The 18,980-nt window shown below is 74.1% G+C and carries 16 protein-coding genes; 12 read left to right on the forward strand and 4 right to left on the reverse strand.

The window, feature by feature from the left end:
* Positions 1 to 4: 4 nt before the first annotated feature.
* A complete protein-coding gene (locus tag ACFV4P_RS31910; RefSeq protein WP_380476987.1) occupies positions 5 to 1,066 on the forward strand; it encodes a MerR family transcriptional regulator in 1,062 nt (353 codons plus the stop codon).
* Positions 1,067 to 1,305: 239 nt separating this feature from the next.
* Positions 1,306 to 1,803 (forward strand): hypothetical protein, encoded by a 498-nt coding sequence (locus ACFV4P_RS31915; RefSeq protein WP_380476989.1) that lies wholly within the window; start codon positions 1,306 to 1,308, stop codon positions 1,801 to 1,803.
* An 88-nt stretch (positions 1,804 to 1,891) separates the two neighbouring features.
* Here the strand turns inward: ACFV4P_RS31915 and ACFV4P_RS31920 are convergent, their stop codons facing one another.
* Positions 1,892 to 2,464 (reverse strand): nucleosidase, encoded by a 573-nt coding sequence (locus ACFV4P_RS31920; RefSeq protein WP_380476991.1) that lies wholly within the window; start codon positions 2,462 to 2,464, stop codon positions 1,892 to 1,894.
* 194 nt (positions 2,465 to 2,658) lie between these two features.
* Here ACFV4P_RS31920 and ACFV4P_RS31925 point away from each other — a divergent pair, with 194 nt between their 5' ends.
* From ACFV4P_RS31925 to ACFV4P_RS31970, 10 genes are all read left to right on the forward strand, one after another.
* Positions 2,659 to 3,999: a hypothetical protein gene (locus tag ACFV4P_RS31925; protein WP_380476993.1), complete on the forward strand. Its 1,341-nt coding sequence runs from the start codon at positions 2,659 to 2,661 to the stop codon at positions 3,997 to 3,999.
* A gap of 14 nt (positions 4,000 to 4,013) precedes the next feature.
* Positions 4,014 to 4,937, forward strand: coding sequence for a glutamate ABC transporter substrate-binding protein (locus tag ACFV4P_RS31930; RefSeq protein ID WP_380476995.1), 924 nt, complete (start codon positions 4,014 to 4,016; stop codon positions 4,935 to 4,937).
* 116 nt (positions 4,938 to 5,053) lie between these two features.
* Positions 5,054 to 6,403 (forward strand): hypothetical protein, encoded by a 1,350-nt coding sequence (locus ACFV4P_RS31935; RefSeq protein ID WP_380476997.1) that lies wholly within the window; start codon positions 5,054 to 5,056, stop codon positions 6,401 to 6,403.
* On the forward strand, positions 6,396 to 8,924 hold the full coding sequence (locus ACFV4P_RS31940; protein WP_380476998.1) for a tetratricopeptide repeat protein: 2,529 nt from the start codon (positions 6,396 to 6,398) through the stop codon (positions 8,922 to 8,924). The genes ACFV4P_RS31935 and ACFV4P_RS31940 overlap by 8 nt, the downstream gene beginning before the upstream one ends.
* A 2-nt stretch (positions 8,925 to 8,926) precedes the next feature.
* Positions 8,927 to 10,042, forward strand: coding sequence for a PP2C family serine/threonine-protein phosphatase (locus tag ACFV4P_RS31945; RefSeq protein ID WP_380477000.1), 1,116 nt, complete (start codon positions 8,927 to 8,929; stop codon positions 10,040 to 10,042).
* Positions 10,043 to 10,074: 32 nt separating this feature from the next.
* The gene (locus ACFV4P_RS31950) at positions 10,075 to 11,409 is read left to right on the forward strand and encodes a VWA domain-containing protein (RefSeq protein ID WP_380477002.1); all 1,335 of its coding nucleotides are present in this window, start codon (positions 10,075 to 10,077) and stop codon (positions 11,407 to 11,409) included.
* Between the two features lie 112 nt (positions 11,410 to 11,521).
* The gene (locus ACFV4P_RS31955) at positions 11,522 to 13,048 is read left to right on the forward strand and encodes an FHA domain-containing protein (protein WP_380477004.1); all 1,527 of its coding nucleotides are present in this window, start codon (positions 11,522 to 11,524) and stop codon (positions 13,046 to 13,048) included.
* A gap of 133 nt (positions 13,049 to 13,181) precedes the next feature.
* A complete protein-coding gene (locus ACFV4P_RS31960) occupies positions 13,182 to 14,099 on the forward strand; it encodes an ABC transporter ATP-binding protein (protein ID WP_380477005.1) in 918 nt (305 codons plus the stop codon).
* On the forward strand, positions 14,096 to 15,217 hold the full coding sequence (locus ACFV4P_RS31965) for an ABC transporter permease (RefSeq protein WP_380477007.1): 1,122 nt from the start codon (positions 14,096 to 14,098) through the stop codon (positions 15,215 to 15,217). The genes ACFV4P_RS31960 and ACFV4P_RS31965 overlap by 4 nt, the downstream gene beginning before the upstream one ends.
* 80 nt (positions 15,218 to 15,297) lie before the next feature.
* On the forward strand, positions 15,298 to 15,732 hold the full coding sequence (locus ACFV4P_RS31970) for a globin (protein WP_380477008.1): 435 nt from the start codon (positions 15,298 to 15,300) through the stop codon (positions 15,730 to 15,732).
* A gap of 63 nt (positions 15,733 to 15,795) precedes the next feature.
* On the opposite strand, the gene ACFV4P_RS31975 is transcribed toward ACFV4P_RS31970, so the two are convergent.
* The 3 genes from ACFV4P_RS31975 to ettA all read right to left on the reverse strand — a co-directional run bounded on the left by ACFV4P_RS31975 (position 15,796) and on the right by ettA (position 18,758).
* Complete coding sequence (locus ACFV4P_RS31975; RefSeq protein WP_380477010.1) at positions 15,796 to 16,488, reverse strand: hypothetical protein; 693 nt, start codon at positions 16,486 to 16,488, stop codon at positions 15,796 to 15,798.
* 59 nt (positions 16,489 to 16,547) lie between these two features.
* Positions 16,548 to 16,991, reverse strand: coding sequence for a thioesterase family protein (locus tag ACFV4P_RS31980; RefSeq protein ID WP_073814983.1), 444 nt, complete (start codon positions 16,989 to 16,991; stop codon positions 16,548 to 16,550).
* Positions 16,992 to 17,093: 102 nt separating this feature from the next.
* The gene (ettA, locus tag ACFV4P_RS31985; RefSeq protein WP_073814985.1) at positions 17,094 to 18,758 is read right to left on the reverse strand and encodes an energy-dependent translational throttle protein EttA; all 1,665 of its coding nucleotides are present in this window, start codon (positions 18,756 to 18,758) and stop codon (positions 17,094 to 17,096) included.
* Positions 18,759 to 18,980: the final 222 nt, after the last annotated feature.

The raw sequence follows: 18,980 nt of genomic DNA on the forward strand, positions 1-18,980 counted from the left end.
GGGGATGGAGCTGCTGACCATCGGGGCGTTCGCCCGGGCGGCCCGGCTGTCGCCGAAGGCACTGCGCCTGTACGACGAACTCGGGCTGCTGCGGCCCGCCGAGGTGGACCCGGCCACGGGCTACCGGCGGTACGCGCCGGGCCAGTTGGAGCAGGCCCGGCTGGTGCTGTGGCTGCGCCGGCTCGGCATGCCGCTGGCCCGGATCCGGCTGGTGCTCGGTCTGGAGCCCGCCCGGGCGGCCGAGGAGGTCGCCCGGTACTGGGAGTCCGTGCGGGCCGAGACCGAGGCCCGCCGGGAGCTCGCCGCCCTCCTCGTCGACCACCTCTCGGGGAAGGACCCCACGATGACGGACGGAACGACGGGCGCCCTGCGGATCCGCTACGCGGCCCGCACGGACGCCGGACTGGTCCGCGAACGCAACGACGACGCCGCGTACGCGGGCGACGGCCTGGTCGCGGTCGCCGACGGCATGGGTCCGCAGGGCGGCGGCGCGCTGGCCGGCGCCGCCGCGATCGACGCGCTGAAGGAACTCGCGCTGCCCGCCGGGGAGTTGCTCAACGCCCTGGAGGACGCGGTGGCCCGGATCGACGGCCGGGTCGGCGCGGCGTCCGAACTCCCGGACGCGGGCACCACGTTGACGGCGATGCTGTGGTCGGACGCGCAGCTCGCCCTGGTGCACATCGGCGACTCGCGCGCCTACCTGCTGCGCGGCGGCGAACTCTTCCAGATCACCCACGACCACACCCTGGTGCAGTCGATGGTCGACGACGGCCGGCTGACCCTGGCCGAGGCCGCCTCTCATCCCCGACGCACCCTGCTGGTGCGGGCGTTGACGGGCTCCGGCGACAACCGTCCGGACGTCTCGCTGCACCCCGCCCGGGCCGGCGACCGCTACCTGCTGTGCACGGACGGCCTGTCCCGGTGGGTCCCCGACGACGCCCTGCACACCGTGCTGAGCGCCGTCGCCGCCCCCGAGCAGGCGGTCCAGCAGCTGGTCGCGCTGGCCAACCGGGCGGGCGGGCCGGACAACATCGCCTGCGCGGTCGCGGACGTCGTCGCGGACTGACCGGGCGGAGAGACCGGGCGACCTGACGGCGGGGCGACCGGGCGGCGGGGCGATCCCGCAGGTGACGGTACGTCACCGGTGGGACAAGTTCCGCAAACGCATCTCGATTGGGGAAAATTTCGGCGAGGTGCGAAGGATGCCCCGATCTGTCCGTTGAAGGCACCGCACGGGCCCGCTAGCGTCGCGCTCTCACAGCGTGTCCGACGGGGGTGCGCGGGGAGTCCGGGAGCCGACGCCAGATGGCGATCCGTAAGTCCACCATGCAGGAGCAGGTCGCCGCGGCGATCGCCGCGATCGAGCCGAACGACCGCCCGGTCGTGACCTTCCACACCATCTCGGGCCCGAGCCCGTGGCTGATGAGCCAGCTCGGCCTGATCGGCCAGCTGTTCGTGAAGTACTACTTCGTGACCCTGACCCAGCGGGTGGTCACCGTGCACCGCGCCTCCCGGATGAGCAACCGTCCGCAGGAGCTCGTGCACGTCATCCCGCTGGACCAGGCGCGCGCCGCGGTCACCGACGTCAACCGCGCCACCCTGTGGAGCTCGCTGAAGTTCCAGTTCCCGGGCGAGCCCAAGCCGACCCGCCTGAACATCGGCCGCTACTGGCGCGCCGAGCTGGACACCTTCGTCAACGGCCTGTTCGGCGGCGGCCAGGCCGTCCCGCCGCAGGGCCAGCCGTACCCGCCGCAGGGCGCGGCCTACCCGCAGCAGGGCCAGCCGAACCCGTACCAGAGCTGAGCCACGGCCGAAACGGTCGACACGGCCGAAACGGCGGAAGCGCCCGTCCGGACCCCCGGGCGGGCGCTTCGTCGTGCCGGCGGGCAGGTCAGCGCAGGTGGGCGGCGACCCACTCGGCGAGCAGCCGGGCGCAGCCGTCCACGGACGCCTGCCAGCTGAGCCCCGCGCCGTCGCCCGCGCCATCGCTGACGTGCTTGACCAGGCGGACGGGCAGCCCGGCGCGGCGGGCGACGGTGGCGATCGCGTAGCCCTCCATGTCCACCAGGTCGGCGGTGCGGGCGAGTTCGTCGCGGTCGGCGTCGGAGGAGACGAAGCGGTCGCCGGTGGCGAGCACCGGCCCGGCGGGCGCGAGGTCGATCGGGCCGTCCAGCGGGCGACCGACGAGCTGTTCCAGCAGCGGGGTGTCCAGGTCGTGCTGGAGCACCCGGCCGATCTCGTGGGTGCCGGCCAGGCCGGGCCGCAGCGACCCGGCGGTGCCCAGGTTGACCACCGCGGACGGCTTCGGTCCGGCCGCCAGCACGGTGGCCAGCGCGGCCGCCGCGTTGACCTTCCCCATACCGGTCAGCAGCACCGGCAGGGCGGCGTCCAGGTGGGCGGCCTCCTCGGGCAGCGCGAGGACGAGCAGCGGGCGGTCGGGGGTGACGGTTCCGATCAGGCGCATGGCGCCCAGCTTACGAGGGCAGGAACCGTCCGATGCCGACCAGGCGTCGCAGCAGGCGCGAGCCGCACACCGGCCGGACGGGCACGAAGAGATCAACTCCCGCTCAAGTCAGGTGTGATGGACGCCGCGAACCGCCATACTGCGGGACGACGGGGGACGTCGGACGGGGAGGTCGGACGGTGGCAGCACCGGCGGTGGCACAGAAGCAGGCGGGCACGGTCGTACCGCCCGCGGCCCGCGAACCCGGGCCGGTGGCACGGCTGCGCCTCGCCGCGGCCACCCCGCCGGGGCGGCTGCGCGCGGCGGGCGCGGTACTGGCCGCACTGGTGCTGCTGTTCGGCACGGTCGCGGTGTGGCAGTCCGCACACCGTTCCCGGGCGGCCGGGCAGGTGGTGTCGGTCGGCGGCCCGCTCAGCCAGGACGCCGCCGAGATCTACCGCCGGCTGGCGGACGCCGACGCGACCGCCGCCGCCGGATTCCTGCTGGCCGGCGACGAGCCCGCCGAGGTCCGCGCCCGCTACCAGGACGACCTGGCGACCGCCGCCCGGCTGCTCGCCGAAGCCGCGGGCCGCAGCGGCGACTCGGCCGAGTCGCAGTCCGCGCTGGCCGAGCTCAACCGGCAACTGCCGCGCTATGCGGGCCTGGTGGAGACCGCCCGGGCCGTCGACCGGCAGGGTCTGCCGCTCGGCGGGGCCTACCTGCGGTACGCCTCCGACCTGATGCAGGGCACCGTACTGCCGCAGGCGCAGCGCCTCGCCGACGCCGAATCGGCCGGCCTGGACGCCGACTACCGCACCGCCGGGGCCGTCCCGTGGGCGGCGCTGGTGCTCGGCGTGCTGGCGCTGGCCGCGCTGGTCCACCAGCAGATGCAGCTGTTCCGGCGCACCAACCGGGTGTTCAACCTCGGGCTGCTCGGCGGTTCGCTGGCGGTGCTGGCCGCGCTGGGATGGCTGCTGGCGGGCACCGCGTCGGCGGGCGCCGACCTGGCGGGCAGCCGCACGCACGGCACCCGGCCGCTGCGGGAGCTGGACCAGGTGCGGATCAAGGCACTTCAGGCGCACACCGCGGAGAACCTGGACCTGGTGGCCCGCGGCGCCAGCGACAAGTACACCAAGCAGTGGGAGGGCCTGGTCGCCACGCTCGACGCCGACGGGCGCACCACCGGCTCGGTCGCCGGGCTGGCGGCCGGCGCGGACCCCGCGACGGCCGGCCCGCTGACCGACGCCGGGAACGCGTACCGGCAGTGGCAGGACCGACACAAGGACGCCGCCGCGAAGAACGCGGCCGGCGACTACGAGGCCGCGCTGCAACGGACGTTGATGGCGGGCGGCGCCGACACCGCCGACGCCGCGTTCCGGGCCGCCGACGGGAAGTGGGCGGCCGCCGCGCAGACCGAGCAGGAGGCGTTCGCCCGCAGGGCGGGCGGCGTGGACGGCGTGCTGGCCGGGCAGGCGGTGGCCGCCGGCGTGCTGTCCGTGCTGGGCGCGGCCGCCGTGCTGCGCGGCATCGGCCGCCGACTGGCCGAGTACCGGTAGGAGGGGGACGAGGGATGCGCACGGCAAGGTCACGTTTCCTGGTGGCGGCGGCGGTGCTCGCGGCCGGGGTGCTCGGCACCGGCAGCGCCGACGGCGCGGGCGGGCCCGCCCCGCAGGCCGCGCTCGAAGCACCGGCAGCCCCCGCGGCACCCGCCGACGGCTGCGACCCGACGGATTCGCTGCCGCCCCGCCAGGCGGCCGGGGCGAAGATCGCCAAGATCCGCGAGCGCGGCACCCTGGTGGTCGGCGTCGACCAGAACAGCTACCACTGGGGTTTCCGCAACCCGCAGACCGGCCGGATCGAGGGCTTCGACCTCGACCTGGCCCACGCCATCGCCAAGTCGCTGCTCGGCGACCCGGACAAGGTCACCCTGAAGACCGTGCCCACCTCCCGCCGGGTCGATGCGGTGAAGAACGGCGAGGTCGACCTGATCACCCGCACCATGACCATCACCTGCGAGCGCAAGAAGGACATCGCTTTCTCCGCCCCGTACTTCCGGGTCGCCCAACGGGTGGTGGTGCCGAAGGCCGCGCACGCGACGACGCTGGACGGCGCACTGAACGGCAAGCGGGCGTGCGTGGCGCAGACCTCCTCCTCGGAGGCCGAGCTGAAGCGCAACCCGCACGGCACCGTCTCGGTGCTCGCCCTGGAGAACCAGCTGGACTGCCTGGTGCGGATGCAACTCGGCGAAGTGGACGCCACCTTGACGGACATCGAGCTGGCCGCTGCACAGGTCGCCCAGGACCCGCAGGTGGAGATGGTCGGCGAGCCGTTCCTGCCCGCGTACATGGGGGTGGCGATGAACCAGAACGACACCGACCTGATCGCCTGGGTCAACCAGGTGTTGGCCGACCGGCGGGCCGACGGCAGCTGGCGGGCGTCCTACGACCACTGGCTGCGCGACACCATGGGGGCCCCGGAGCCGTACCTGCCGTGACCGACCGAGCGTGACCGCGGGGGACCGCCGTCCGCGCCGCACCGGGCGTCGGGGAGACTTGCCGCCGACGGGCCGACGCCCCGTCACCACGAGTGTGCCCGAGAGGAGGAACCGCGATGGCCGGAGGGACCCGCCCGGTGATGAACCGCGAGCAGGTGGACCGCGCACTGGCCCGGCTCGGCGCCGAGCGCGACGCGGTCGAGGCGGCGCTGCTGGCGCTCCAGGACCACCCCGGGCTGCGGCTGCTGACCGGCGCCGAACTGTCCGGGCGCACCCGCGAGCGCTGGGCGGTCGCCGAGGGCGGCCTGGCCCTGCTGTGGGCGCTGTTCGACCAGTACGCGGAGGCGCTGGCCTCGGCCCGCGCCGTGCGCTCGCGCCGCACCCGGCCCACCGCCGCCGAACTCGCCGAGCTCGGCGAGCTGCTGTCCGGCCGGGCGGTCGCCGTCTCCGGCGGCCGGCTCCCCGAAGCGGCCGGCCAAATCGGCGCGCCCGCCCGGCTGGTGGAGCGCGTCACGCTCGCCGAGCTGCTGGAACGGATGAACGGCTGGTACGCCGTGGTGGTCGAGGTGGTCAGCGCCGTCGACGCGGTGTGGTCGGCGCTGCCCGCCCGGATCGACCTGCTGCTCGCCGAACTCGGCCGGGTCCAGATGCTCGCGCTGTCCGTCGGCGTGCGCCCCGGCGGACACCCGCTGGCCGACGATCTCGCCGGGCTGGCCGAGCAGTTGACGGCGCTGCGGGCCGAGGTGGTGGCCGACCCGCTGGCGCTGTGGCGGCCCGGCCGGGTGCCCGCCCAGCGCGGCCGGGCCGCCGAGGGCGCAGCCTGGGCCTCCCCCACCGGCGCGGTCGACACCGCCGACTTCGACCGGCTGGGCCGCACCCTGGACGACGTCCGGGTCGAGCTCGAAGGACTGCTACGGCTGCGCGACGAGTCCCACGAACGCCTCCAGCAGGTCGCCGACCTGCTCCAGCGCGCCGACCTGACGCTCGCCGAGGCCCGCCGGGCCCGCGGCGAGGTGCTGGCGAAGATCGCCGCCACCGAGGTGCCCGCCGTGCCCGGCCCGGCGTCCGCGCTGCGCGAGGCGATCGGGCAGGCCGTCGACTACCAGCAGACCGGCCAGTGGCACCGGCTCGGCCCGCTGCTGGACGCCTTGGAGAACGCCGCCGCCAAGGAGCTCGGCCGGGCCCGGCAGGCGCTCACCGAGGTCGCCCAGCCACTCGCCGTCCGGGCCGAACTGCGCGGCCGGCTGGAGGCGTACAAGGCGATGGCCGCCCGACTCGGCCTGGCCGAGGACCCCGAGGTGGTCGAGCGTTTCGAGAAGGCCCGCTGGCTGCTCTGGAGCGCGCCGTGCGACCTGCGGGCCGGCGCCGAGGCGGTGGCCCGCTACCAGCAGGTGCTGCGCGCCCCGGAACGGCAGCCCGCACCGCCGACCGAGGACAGTACCGAGGGGGAGGAAACCGATGGCTGAGGCGTGCGCCCGTCCGGACTGCGACGGCGAGATCGACGGCGACGGGTACTGCACCGAGTGCGGCCTCGCACCGACCGCCGCCGTGCCACCCGCCGCCGTGCCACCCGCCGCTTCGTCCCCCGCCGCCGTGCCGTGCGGCCGCCCGGGGTGCGACGGCGAGATCGACGCCGACGGCTACTGCACCGAGTGCGGCCTGGCCGGCTCCGCCGCCGTGCCACCCGCCGCCGTCCCGGCCCCGCGCAGCGCGCCCGGCGACCCGTGCGGCCGCCCCGACTGCGACGGCGCGATCGACACCGACGGCTACTGCGACGACTGCGGCCTGGCCGGCTCTGTCTCCGTCCCCCTCGCGCCCGCCGGCTCCGGCCGTTCCACCTCGGGCAGTTCCACCTCCGGCCGCTTTACCTCCGGCCGCTTCACCTCGGGCCGCTCCGCCTCCGGCCGTTCCGTCTCGGTGCGCAGCTCCGTGCGCGGCTCGACGGGCAGCACCGGCACCGGTGGCCGGCGCGGCAACCTCGGCGCGGGCCTGGTCACGGTGCCGCCGGTGCCGGCCGCGGACCCGTCGAAGGCGGTGCTGGCGAACCCCCAGGTGCCGGAGGGCCGGCGGTTCTGCTCGCGCTGCGACCAGCCGGTGGGCCGGGGGAAGAACGGCGTCCCGGGCCGCCCGGAGGGTTTCTGCACCAAGTGCGGCACGCCGTACTCGTTCACCCCGAAGCTGGTGCGCGGCGATCTGGTCGGCGGCCAGTACGAGGTGATGGGGTGTCTGGCGCACGGCGGGCTCGGCTGGATCTACCTGGCGGTGGACCGCCGGGTCAACGACCGCTGGGTGGTGCTCAAGGGCCTGCTGGACACCGGTGACGAGGACGCGCTGGCGGTGGCGATCGCCGAACGCCGCTTCCTGGCCGAGGTCGACCATCCGAACATCGTCCGGATCATCAACTTCGTCGAGCACCCCGACGCCCGCACCGGCGCCGCCGACGGCTACATCGTGATGGAGTACGTCGGCGGCAAGTCGCTCAAGGACATCGCCGGCGAGCGCCGCACCCCGGACGGCCGCCGGGAGCCGATGCCGGTCGAGCAGGCCGCCGCGTACGCGCTGGAGGCACTGCCCGCACTCGGCCACCTGCACGCCCGCGGGCTGGTGTACTGCGACTTCAAGCCGGACAACGTCATCCAGTCCGACGACACCCTCAAGCTGATCGACCTGGGCGCGGTGCGCCGGCACGACGACGACGGACCGATCTACGGCACCGTCGGCTACCAGGCCCCGGAGATCGCCGCCGACGGGCCCTCGCCCGCCTCCGACCTGTACACGGTGGGCCGCACGCTGGCCGTGCTGACCGTCGAGTTCCCCGGCTGGACCGGCCCGCGACAGCACGAACTGCCGGGCCCGGACGAGGCCGAGGCGTTCGCCCGCTACGAGTCCTTCCACCGTCTCCTGCTGCGCGCCACCGACCCGGACCCGGCCCGCCGGTTCGCCTCCGCCGAGGAGATGGCCGGCCAGCTCACCGGCGTGCTGCGCGAGGTCCTCGGCCTCCAGGACGGCCGGCCCCGGCCCGCCGTCTCCACCCTGTTCGGCCCCGAACTGCGGGTGGTGGACCCGGACTTCGGCGCGCACACACCGGACGCCCGGGCCACCGCGCTGGCGCTGCCCGCGCCGCTGGTCGACCCGGCCGACCCGAACGCCGGCTTCCTGTCCGCGCTGCCCGCCGCCGACCCCGCCGAGGCGCTCACCGCCCTGCGCGCGGCCGGCGCCGACTCCCCGGAGCTGCGGCTGCGCACGGTCCGCGCCCACCTGGAACTCGCCGACGACGAGGCCGCCGCACAGGAGTTGGCCGCCCTGGAGGACGACCACGCCGGTGACTGGCGGGTGGTGTGGTACCGGGGCCTGGCCGCACTCGCCGCGGGCCGGACCGAGGACGCCGCAGAGGCCTTCGACGCCGTGTACGACGCCTTCCCGGGCGAGGCCGCGCCCAAGCTGGCGCTCGCGGTCTGCGCCGAACTGCTCGGCGACACCGCCGCGGCCGCCGCCCGCTACGCGCTGGTCGGCGGCACCGACCGGTCGTTCGTCGGCGCCGCGTTCGGCCTGGCCCGGGTCCGGCTGCGGGACGGCGACCGGCCCGGCGCGGTCGCCGCGCTGGAGGCGGTGCCGGAGAGCTCCACCCACCACACCGCGGCCCGGATCGGCGCGGTCCGCGCCCGGCTGCGCGGTCGCGCCGCCACCGAGGCGCTGGCGCCCGAACTCGCCGACAGCTCCACCCAGCTGACGGTCCTCGAACTCGACGCCCGGCGGCGCGCCGAACTCGCCGCCGAAGTACTGGAGACCGCCCTCGACTGGGTGCTCGCCGGAGCGGCCGGCAGGCCCGCCACGCTGACCTTGCTGGGACATCCCGCCGCGGAACGGGAACTGCGGCTTGCCCTGGAACACTCCTACCGGGTGTTGGCTCGGTTGACCGACCGGGCCGAGAAAAGGATCGAGTGGGTGGAACGGGCCAACCGGGCCCGCCCCCGGACGTGGGTGTGAACATGCCGCAGCAGACCGAGTGCCCGACCTGTGCCGAACCGCTGGGGCCCCAGGACGCCTTCTGCGGGGCCTGCGGCACGGCCCTGACCGGGCCACCGACCCTCCGCGACCTGCCGGTCGTGCCCAGCTGCCCGAACTGCGGATCCACCGAGCTCGCCGACGGCTGGTGCCAGCGCTGCGGCCACGCCCAGCCCCGCGAACGCGACCACCAGGAACACGAGGTGACGGGCGTCGCCGCGGTCTCCGACCGGGGCCTGCGCCACCACCGCAACGAGGACGCGTTCGGCGTCGCCGGCGCCGAATGCCCGGACGGCGCACCCGCCGTGATCGCCGTGGTCTGCGACGGCGTCTCCTCCTCGGCCCGCCCCGACGAGGCGTCCGCGACCGCCGTCACCGCCGCCACCGACTCCCTGGTCGCCGCGCTGAAGGCCGGCCGCGACCCCGGGCAGGCCATGCACGAGGCGATCGGCGCCGCCAACCGGGCCGTCACCGCGCTCGCCCACGACGGCACCCCCGCCGAACCCGGCCGCCACAACAACGCGCCGGCCTGCACCTACGTCAGCGCGATCAGCGCCGGCGGCCTGGTCACCATCGGCTGGGTCGGCGACACCCGCGCCTACTGGATCCCCGACGACCGGGAGTCCGCCGAGCCGTACCGCCTCACCGAGGACGACTCCTGGGCGGCCCGGATGGTCGCCGCCAAGCTGATGGACGAGGCCGAGGCCTACGCCGACCCGCGCGCCCACGCCATCACCGGCTGGCTCGGCGCCGACGCCGAGGACCTCGACCCGCACACCGTCAGCTTCACCCCGCACGTCCCCGGGGTGCTGCTGATCTGCACCGACGGCCTGTGGAACTACGCCGAGGCCGCCACCGACCTGGCGTTCTTCGTCCGCGCCGACGCCCGCACCGAACCGCTCGCCGCGGCCCGCGCGCTGGTGACGTTCGCGGTCGAACGCGGCGGCCACGACAACATCACCGTCGCCGTGCTGCCGATCGACCCACAGGTCTCCCCCACCGACCACGACGACACCCTGCTCGACGTCCCGCTGCCGCGCGCCGCCGCCGACACCGACGCCACCGTGCCGCTGCGCCGGGCCGAGCCGGCCGCCAACTAGCCACTCCCGACTCTCCGACAGGAGCCCACCGCATGGCCTCGTTGTCCAAGCCCGACGCGCCACGATTCGACGTCGACGTCTTCCAGAACGAGTACCTCGCCCAGGGCGCCCGGGAGGTCAACGCGATCGTCACCGTCACCGCGACCGGCGGCGGCACCTCCGGCGGGCGGCCGCTCGGCGCGGCCGCCCCCGGGCCGGGCACCGCCGTGGTGCTGGTGATCGACTGCTCCGGCTCGATGGAGCACCCCAACACCAAGATGCGCAACGCCCGCGAGGCCACCGCCGCCGCCATCGACACGCTGCCCGACGGCGTCGCGTTCGCCGTGGTCGCCGGCACCAACCGTGCGGAGGACGTCTTCCCCGGCAACGGCACCCTCGCCGTCCTCGACCCGTACACCCGCGTCCACGCCAAGGAGGCGCTGCACCGCCTCAAGCCGTCCGGCGGCACCTCGATCAGCACCTGGATAGACCGGGCCCGGAAGCTGTTCGACGCACACCCGGGGACTACGATCCGGCACGCCGTGCTGCTCACCGACGGCCGCAACGAGCACGAGACGCCCGCCGACCTGCAACGCGCCCTGGACGCGGCGACCGGCGCGTTCACCGCCGACTGCCGGGGCGTCGGCACCGACTGGGAGGTCGCCGAACTGCGCCGGATCTCCTCCGCGCTGCTCGGCACCGTCGACATCGTCGCCGAACCCTCCGGCCTCGCCGAGGACTTCCGCGCCATGATGGCCACCGCCATCGGCAAGCAGGTCGCCGACGTGGCGCTGCGGGTCTGGACGCCCGCCAACGCCCGGGTCACGTTCGTCAAGCAGGCCGCGCCCGCCGTCGAGGACCTCACCGGGCGTCGCACCGAGGCCGGGCCGCGGGCCGGGGACTACCCGACCGGGTCCTGGGGCGACGAGTCCCGCGACTACCACGTCTGCGTGGAGGTCCCGGCCGCCGCCGTCGGCAACGAGATGCTCGCCGCCCGGATCAGCCTGGTGCTGCCGGGGCCCGACGGCACCACCGAGGTGCTCGGCCAGGGCCTGGTGCGCGCCGTGTGGACCGACGACCTGGCCTCCTCGACCCGGATCAACCCGCAGGTCGCGCACTACACCGGCCAGGCCGAACTCGCCGAGTCCATCCGCGACGGCCTGGAGGCCCACCGGGCCGGCGACCTCGACCGCGCCACCGCCAGACTCGGCGCGGCCGTCCGCCTCGCCCACGCCAGCGGCAACGAGGGCACCCTCAAGCTGCTGCGGAAGGTGGTGGACGTGGTCGACGCGAGGGAGGGTACCGTTCGGTTCCGTAAGAACGTGAGCGAGGCCGACTCGATGACACTCGAGACCCGATCGACCAAGACCGTACGCGTGAAGAAGTGAGCCGGACACCCGCCGGACCCGAACCTGCTGGAGTGTGGGGGACCTGATGCCGATCTGCCCTAGGGGACACGAGTCTCAGGCCGAGGACTGGTGCGACTACTGCGGATTCCCGATGACCCCGCCGCCCGGCCTGGCGATCCCCGGGTTCCCGGCCGCCCAGGAGCGGCCCGGCGGCCCCGGCTCGCCGGGTGCGCCCGGCGCGCCGCAGGCTCCGTACGGCGGCGGCTACCCGCCGGCCGGACCGGGCAGCACCCCGCCGGCCGGCACCCCCGCCGGGGGCGGCGGCTACTTCGAGCCTCGCCGCGCCGCCACCCCGCCGAGCGGCACGCCCACCGGCCAGGCCCCGGGCCCCTACGGCGCTCCGCCGCAGGCCGCGGAAGCCCCGGGCCCGTACGGTGCCCCGCCGCAGGCCCCGGAGATGCCCGGTCCGTACGGCGCTCCGCCGCAGGCCCCGGAAGCCCCCGGCCCGTACGGCGCTCCGCCGCAGGCCCCCGCCCCGGCGCTGACCAGCTGCCCGATCTGCCGCACCCCGCAGACCGGCCGGTACTGCGAGGACTGTGGGTACGACTACAACCTGGCCACCTCGGCCCGCCCGCCGGGCGGCCCCGCCCCGCTCGGGCACCAGCCGCCGCCCGCGCCGCAGCCCGCCGGCGGCCCGCACGGCCGCCCCGAGCAGGGCCGGGCCCAGCAGGCCCCGCCGTCCGCGCAGCACGGCTACGGCTTCCCGCCGCCCTCCGCGCCCCCGGCCGCGCCCACCGGCTTCGAGCCGTCCGCGTTCGAGCCGGCCGCCCCCGCGCCCGCCGGCTTCGAACGCCCGACGCCGTTCGAGCGGCCGCAGCAGCCGTACGAGCAGCAGAACCCGTACGAGCCGCAGTCCCCGTACGAGCGGCCGGGCTACCAGCAGCCCGCACCCGCCGCCGGCTACCCGGGTGCGCCGGGCGCGCCCTCGTTCGACAAGCGCCCGCCCGCCGCCTTCCCGGACGGCGACTACGAGCGCCCCGGCCCGGTCTACGCCGAGCCGACCGGACCGCAGCCGGGACAGCCGGGACAGCCGGGACAGCAGCAGCGTCCCCCGCAGCAGGGCGGCGACGACTTCGGCACCTCGTTCCGGCTCACCCCGCCCGGACAGCACGGCCAGCCCCAGCACGGACAGCACGGCCAGCCCCAGCCCGGGCAGCACGGCCAGCCGGGCCACCAGGGTCACGGGCAGCCGTCGGCCGCTCCGCAGCGCACCGCCTGGGTCGCCGTGGTGGCCGCCGACCCCGACTACTTCAACGACATGATGGCGCGCAGCGGCCCGGAGGCGGCCGGGCTGTCCTTCCCGCCGTACACCCCGGAGCGGCGGATCCCGCTGACCGGCCGGGGCCAGCTGCGGATCGGGCGGCGCAGCCAGCAGCGCGGCACCGTGCCGGAGATCGACCTGTCGGTCTCCCCGGAGGACCCGGGCGCCTCGCACCAGCACGCCCTGCTCGCCGAACAGCCCGACGGCAGCTGGGTGGTGGTCGACCAGGACTCCACCAACGGCACCACCCTCAACGGCGGCCCGGACACCCTGCCGCCGCACACCGCGATCCCGCTGAACGACGGCGACCGCGTCCACATCGGCGCCTGGACCACCATCACGGTGCACCGGGCCTGACCGAGCGTCACGCCGGACCGGCGGCGGGGAGCCTGCCTCCCCGCCGCCGGTCGGCATGCCCGACCATCACCGAGCGATCAAAGTTCATACAAATGCGCTCGTGGGGAGCGCCCCAGCGCCTACGCTTCGGCCCATGACTGAAGCAATAACCGCGGACGGGATCCGGAAGCGGTACGGGGACGTACAGGCAGTTGACGGGGTGTCACTCTCCGTCGCTGTCGGCGAGTTCTACGGCCTGCTCGGGCCGAACGGGGCCGGCAAGACCACCACGCTGGAGATCCTGGAAGGCATCCGGGAGGCCGACGAGGGCCGCGTCGAGCTGCTCGGCATGTCGCCGTGGCCGCGCAACGCCAAGCTGCTGCCACGCATCGGCGTGCAGTTCCAGGCGTCGGCGTTCTTCAACAAACTGACCGCGCGCGAGACCATCCGCACCTTCGCCTCCTTCTACGGCATCGGCCCGAAGGCGGCCGACACGATGCTGGAGCGGGTCGGCCTGACCGAGTCCGCGGGCGTGCTGACCGACAAGATGTCCGGCGGCCAGGCCCAGCGCCTGTCCATCGCCTGCGCCCTGGTGCACGACCCGGAGCTGGTGTTCCTCGACGAGCCGACCACCGGCCTCGACCCGCAGGCCCGCCGCAACCTCTGGGACCTGCTGCGCGACATCAACGCCGAGGGCCGCACCGTCGTCCTCACCACCCACTACCTGGACGAGGCGGAGATCCTCTGCGACCGCGTCTCGGTGATGGACCACGGCAAGGTGCTGAAGACCGGAGCGCCCGCCGCGCTGGTCCGCGAGATCGACGACACCGTCCGGATCCGGGTGGAATCCGGAATGCTGACCGCCGACCGGGCCCGTGACCTGCTCACCACCGCGGGCGCCACGTTCAGCAACCTGGAGGACGACGGCACCACCCTGGCCCTGTCCACCCACGCGCCCGGGCCGGTGCTCTCCATGCTGGCCGAGGAGAACGCGCTGCGCGGCCTCGAAGTCCGCGGCGCCACCCTGGAGGACGTGTTCCTCCAGCTGACCGGACGGGAGTACCGGGCATGACCGCCACCGACCAGGCCCGCACCTCCCCAGCCGCCGACGGCGGGAAGGAGAAGGCCAACGCCTTCGTCGGACTGTCCCGGGTCATGCTGCTCGGCTTCGTCCGCGACAAGGGCACCCTGTTCTTCACCCTGGCGCTGCCGCTGATGTTCCTGGTGCTGTTCGGCGTCCTCTACAAGGGCGGCGGCACCTCGCACGTCAAGGTCGCCGAGGTCGGCCAGGTCAAGCTGCTCGACCAGCTGAAGGACCAGAAGGACGGCCCGCTGTCCGTCCTGGAGATCACCACCTTCTCCGACGAGGAATCCGCCCTGACCAAGGTCAAGAAGGGCGAGCTCGACGGCCTGGTGACCGAGGGCCCCGACGGCAAGCTGGTGCTCCGCTTCAGCCAGGCCGACCAGGTCAAGGCCGGCACCGTGCAGGGCATCATGGACTCCCTGGTGCAGACCGCCAACCAGGCGGCCTCGCACGCCACCCCGGCGTTCACCCTGGACGCCTCCAAGGTCGAGGACGACTCCACCAAGCCGATCCAGTACCTGACGCCCGGCCTGCTCGCCTACGCCGTCTCCATGGGCGCGGTCTACGGCGCCTCGTTCACCCTGGTGACCTGGCGCAAGAAGCGGGTGCTGCGCCGCCTGCGGCTGGCGCCCATCTCGGCGGGCACCATCGTCGGCGCCCGGGTGCTGGTCAGCGTGATCGTGGCGCTCGCCCAGACCGCGCTGTTCCTCGCGGTCGCGCAGCTCGACTACTTCGGACTCAAGCTCACCGGCAACTGGTGGCTGGTGATCCCGCTGGTGATCTGCGCCACCCTGGCCTTCATGTCGATCGGCCTCGTCACCGGCTCGCTGGCGAAGTCCGAGGAGTCCGCGAACGGCATCAACCAGCTGATCATCCTGCCGATGTCCTTCCTCGGCGGCGCGTTCATCCCGCTGGACTTCGCACCCAGCTGGCTGCAGGACGTCTCCAGGGCCCTGCCGCTGCGCTACCTGATCACCCCCGCCAAGTCGGTGCTCAGCCAGGGCGGCGGCATCGCCGACGCGCTGCCCGCCATGGGCATCCTGCTGGGCTTCACGGTGGTCCTGTCCGCCATCGCCTGGCGCTTCTTCAACTGGGACGACGCGTAGCCTCCGCCCCGCCCGCGACAGGGGTCGTACACCGAAAGTCCCGGTGTACGACCCCTGTCGGCGTCTGCGACCATGGACAGGTGACTGACACCGGACGCGACACCGCACACGAGGAGACCGGGCAGCCGTCGGCGGCGGAGCAGGAGAGCTTCTACGACCGCGTCGGCGGCGAGCAGACCTTCCACCGGCTGGTCCACCTGTTCTACCAGGGCGTCGCCCAGGACGAGTTGCTGCGCCCGATGTACCCGGAGGAGGACCTCGGCCCCGCCGAGGAGCGCTTCGCGCTGTTCCTCATGCAGTACTGGGGCGGCCCGCGCACCTACAGCCAGCGGCGCGGCCACCCGCGCCTGCGGATGCGCCACGTCCCGTTCCAGGTCGACCGCGCCGCCCACGACGCCTGGCTGCGCCACATGCGCGCCGCCCTCGACCAGCTCGGCCTGCCCGCCGAGGACGACCGCGAACTGTGGCACTACATGACGTACGCCGCCGCCTCGATGATCAACACGGCGGGCTGAGAAGGCTGTTCCGCAGTCCGCGGTTCCGCAGTCCGCGGTTCCGCAGCCCGCAGTTCCGCAGTCTCAGCGCAGCGGGCTGAGACCGAGGCCCGCGCCGGGGGCGCCGCCCGCCCGGAGGGCGACCGAGCCGGCCGGGGCGTCCAACCGCAGCCAGGGGCCCGAGCGGTGCGCGCGCAGCAGGGCGCCGGGGCGCAGGAACCCGATCGCGTGGGCGGCGTGCGCGGCCCGCAGCGGCAGGCCCTCGGCCGCGCCCAGCGGCCGGGACCAGATCTCGTCCGCTATCGCGTCCACCGCCTGCCGGCTCCGGTGGTGCTCCGGCACCTCGGCGGTGCGCTGCTTGAACTCGGCGACGGCGGTGCGCACTTCGTCCATCACCTGGTCGACCGGCGGCTGCCCGAGCGGCTGCCAGCCGGAGCGCGGCGGCAGCAGGCCCGCCCAGGACGGGCCGGTGACCGGGGCGGGCAGCGTCAGGCTCGCGCCCGGCTCGTCCACGGAGTCCATCAACTGTCCGGCGGAGACGGTCAGATCGGCGGCCGCGAGCTCGCCGGTGAGCCGGACGGTGCGCACCGCGAGCACCGCCGAGCCGCCGAGCGGGAGCCGGCCGAACACCGCCAGCACTCCGCCGGCGTCCGCGCCCGGCACCGCCTGCAGGCGGACCGCGGCGGCCCGGTCGAAGCGGAGCAGCCGGCCCAGGAAGGCGGCCAGGTCGGCGGCCTCCCCCTGGTCGGCGAGGTCGAGGCGGGGCTGCGCGGTCACCGGGCGTTCAGCTCGTTTCGTCAGTGCGGCGGGCTCGGGGCGTCGGGGGCCGGGGCCCGTCAGGCGGCGCAGCCGGCGGGCTGCTCGTCCATGAAGCGGCCGAGGAACTCCCGCTCCACGGGGCTGATCCGGCGCGGCCGGCCCTCGGCGAGGTTGTAGGGGACGACCACGGTGGAGGCGGTGACGTAGACCGTCTCGGTGCCGTCCGCGGCGACGTCCTTGATCTTGTAGGAGACGGTCAGCGAGGCGCCGCCGATCTTCGTCACCCAGGTCTCGATGGTGACCGGCTCGGGGCGGTGCACCAGCGGCCGCTTGTAGTCGATCTCGTGGCGGGCCACCACGGACCCGCCGGCGAACTCCCCGGCGCCGGCCTCAGCGGCCTGGGTGAACATGAAGTCGATCCGGGCCTCCTCCAGGTAGCGCAGGAAGACCACGTTGTTGACGTGACCGAAGGCGTCCATGTCCGACCACCGCAGGGGGCAGGCGTAGATGTGGCGTGCCACGGTGTTCTCCTCACATCAGGTGGACCCGTAGGAAGCCTACGGGCCGCGGCCCGGCAGTCCGCCCCGAGGGGTGGGCTGCCGGGCCGCCGGTGCGTCCGCGGATCAGCCGCGGGTGAGCTTCTTGTAGGTCGCGCGGTGCGGGCGGGCCGCATCGGCGCCCAGGCGCTCGATCTTGTTCTTCTCGTAGGACTCGAAGTTGCCCTCGAACCAGAACCACTTGCTGTCGCCCTCGTAGGCGAGGATGTGGGTGGCCACTCGGTCCAGGAACCAGCGGTCGTGGGAGATGACCACGGCGCAGCCGGGGAACTCCAGCAGCGCGTTCTCCAGCGAGGACAGCGTCTCGACGTCGAGGTCGTTGGTCGGCTCGTCGAGGAGCAGCAGGTTGCCGCCCTGCTTGAGGGTGAGCGCCAGGTTGAGGCGGTTGCGCTCACCGCCGGACAGCACGCCGGCCGGCTTCTGCTGGTCCGGGCCCTTGAAGCCGAACGCGGAGACGTAGGCGCGGGACGGCATCTCGACCTGGCCGACGTTGATCCAGTCCAGACCGTCGGAGACGACCTCCCAGAGGGTCTTCTTCGGGTCGATGTTGGAACGGGTCTGGTCGACGTAGCTGATCTTGACGGTCTCGCCGACCTTGACGGTGCCGCTGTCCGGGGTCTCCAGGTCCTGGAGCATCTTGAACAGGGTGGTCTTGCCGGCGCCGTTCGGGCCGATGATGCCGACGATGCCGTTGCGCGGCAGGGTGAAGCTCAGGTCGTCGATCAGGACCTTCTCGCCGAAGGCCTTGTTGAGGTGGTCGACCTCGATGACGACGCTGCCCAGACGCGGGCCCGGCGGGATCTGGATCTCCTCGAAGTCCAGCTTCCGCATCTTGTCGGCCTCGGCCGCCATCTCCTCGTAACGGGCGAGGCGGGCCTTCGACTTGGCCTGGCGGCCCTTGGCGTTGGAGCGGACCCACTCCAGCTCTTCCCTGAGCCGCTTGGCGCGCTTGGCGTCCTTCTGGCCCTCGACCTTGAGGCGGGTCTGCTTGGTCTCCAGGTAGGTGGAGTAGTTGCCCTCGTACGGGTAGGCGCGGCCGCGGTCGAGTTCGAGGATCCACTCGGCGACGTTGTCCAGGAAGTACCGGTCGTGGGTGACGGCGACGACGGTGCCGGGGTACTTCTCCAGGTGCTGCTCCAGCCAGTTCACCGACTCGGCGTCCAGGTGGTTGGTGGGCTCGTCGAGCAGCAGCAGGTCGGGCTGCTCCAGCAGCAGCTTGCACAGCGCCACGCGGCGCTTCTCGCCACCGGACAGCTTGGTGACCGGCCAGTCGCCGGGCGGGCAGCCCAGTGCGTCCATGGCCTGCTCCAGCTGGGCGTCGAGGTCCCAGGCGTTGGCGTGGTCCAGGTCTTCCTGGAGCTTGCCCATCTCGTCGAGCAGCGCGTCCGAGTAGTCGGTCGCCATCAGCTCGGCGATCTCGTTGAACCGGTCGAGCTTGCCCTTGGTCTCCTTGACGCCGTCCTGGACGTTCTCCAGCACGGTCTTCGTCTCGTCCAGCGGCGGCTCCTGCTGGAGCATGCCGACGGTGAAGCCCGGCGAGAGGAAGGCGTCGCCGTTGGAGGGCTGGTCCAGGCCCGCCATCATCCGCAGCACAGTGGACTTACCGGCGCCGTTGGGGCCGACAACGCCGATCTTCGCCCCGGGGAGGAAGGAGAGCGTCACGTCGTCAAGGATGACCTTGTCGCCGTGTGCCTTGCGCACCTTGCGCATGGTGTAGATGTATTCCGCCACGTGAGATCGCTCCGGCGTCGTCGTCGAGTAATCGGCTTGCAGCCTTCCATTGTGCCGTAAGGCCGGTGCCGCCCCGAACGCCCTTCGGGCCCGGCGGGAACCGGCCGGCCCGCGGACCGCCTGCTGCGGGGGCGGCCCGGGATGCGAACGGCCCCGCCCCTCGGGTGCGGGGGCGGGGCCGGCCGGGGGCCGATCACCCGGCGGGCTGCCGGGTGACGGTCG

This window comes from Kitasatospora sp. NPDC059795, assembly GCF_042732175.1.
Lineage (GTDB): Bacteria > Actinomycetota > Actinomycetes > Streptomycetales > Streptomycetaceae > Kitasatospora.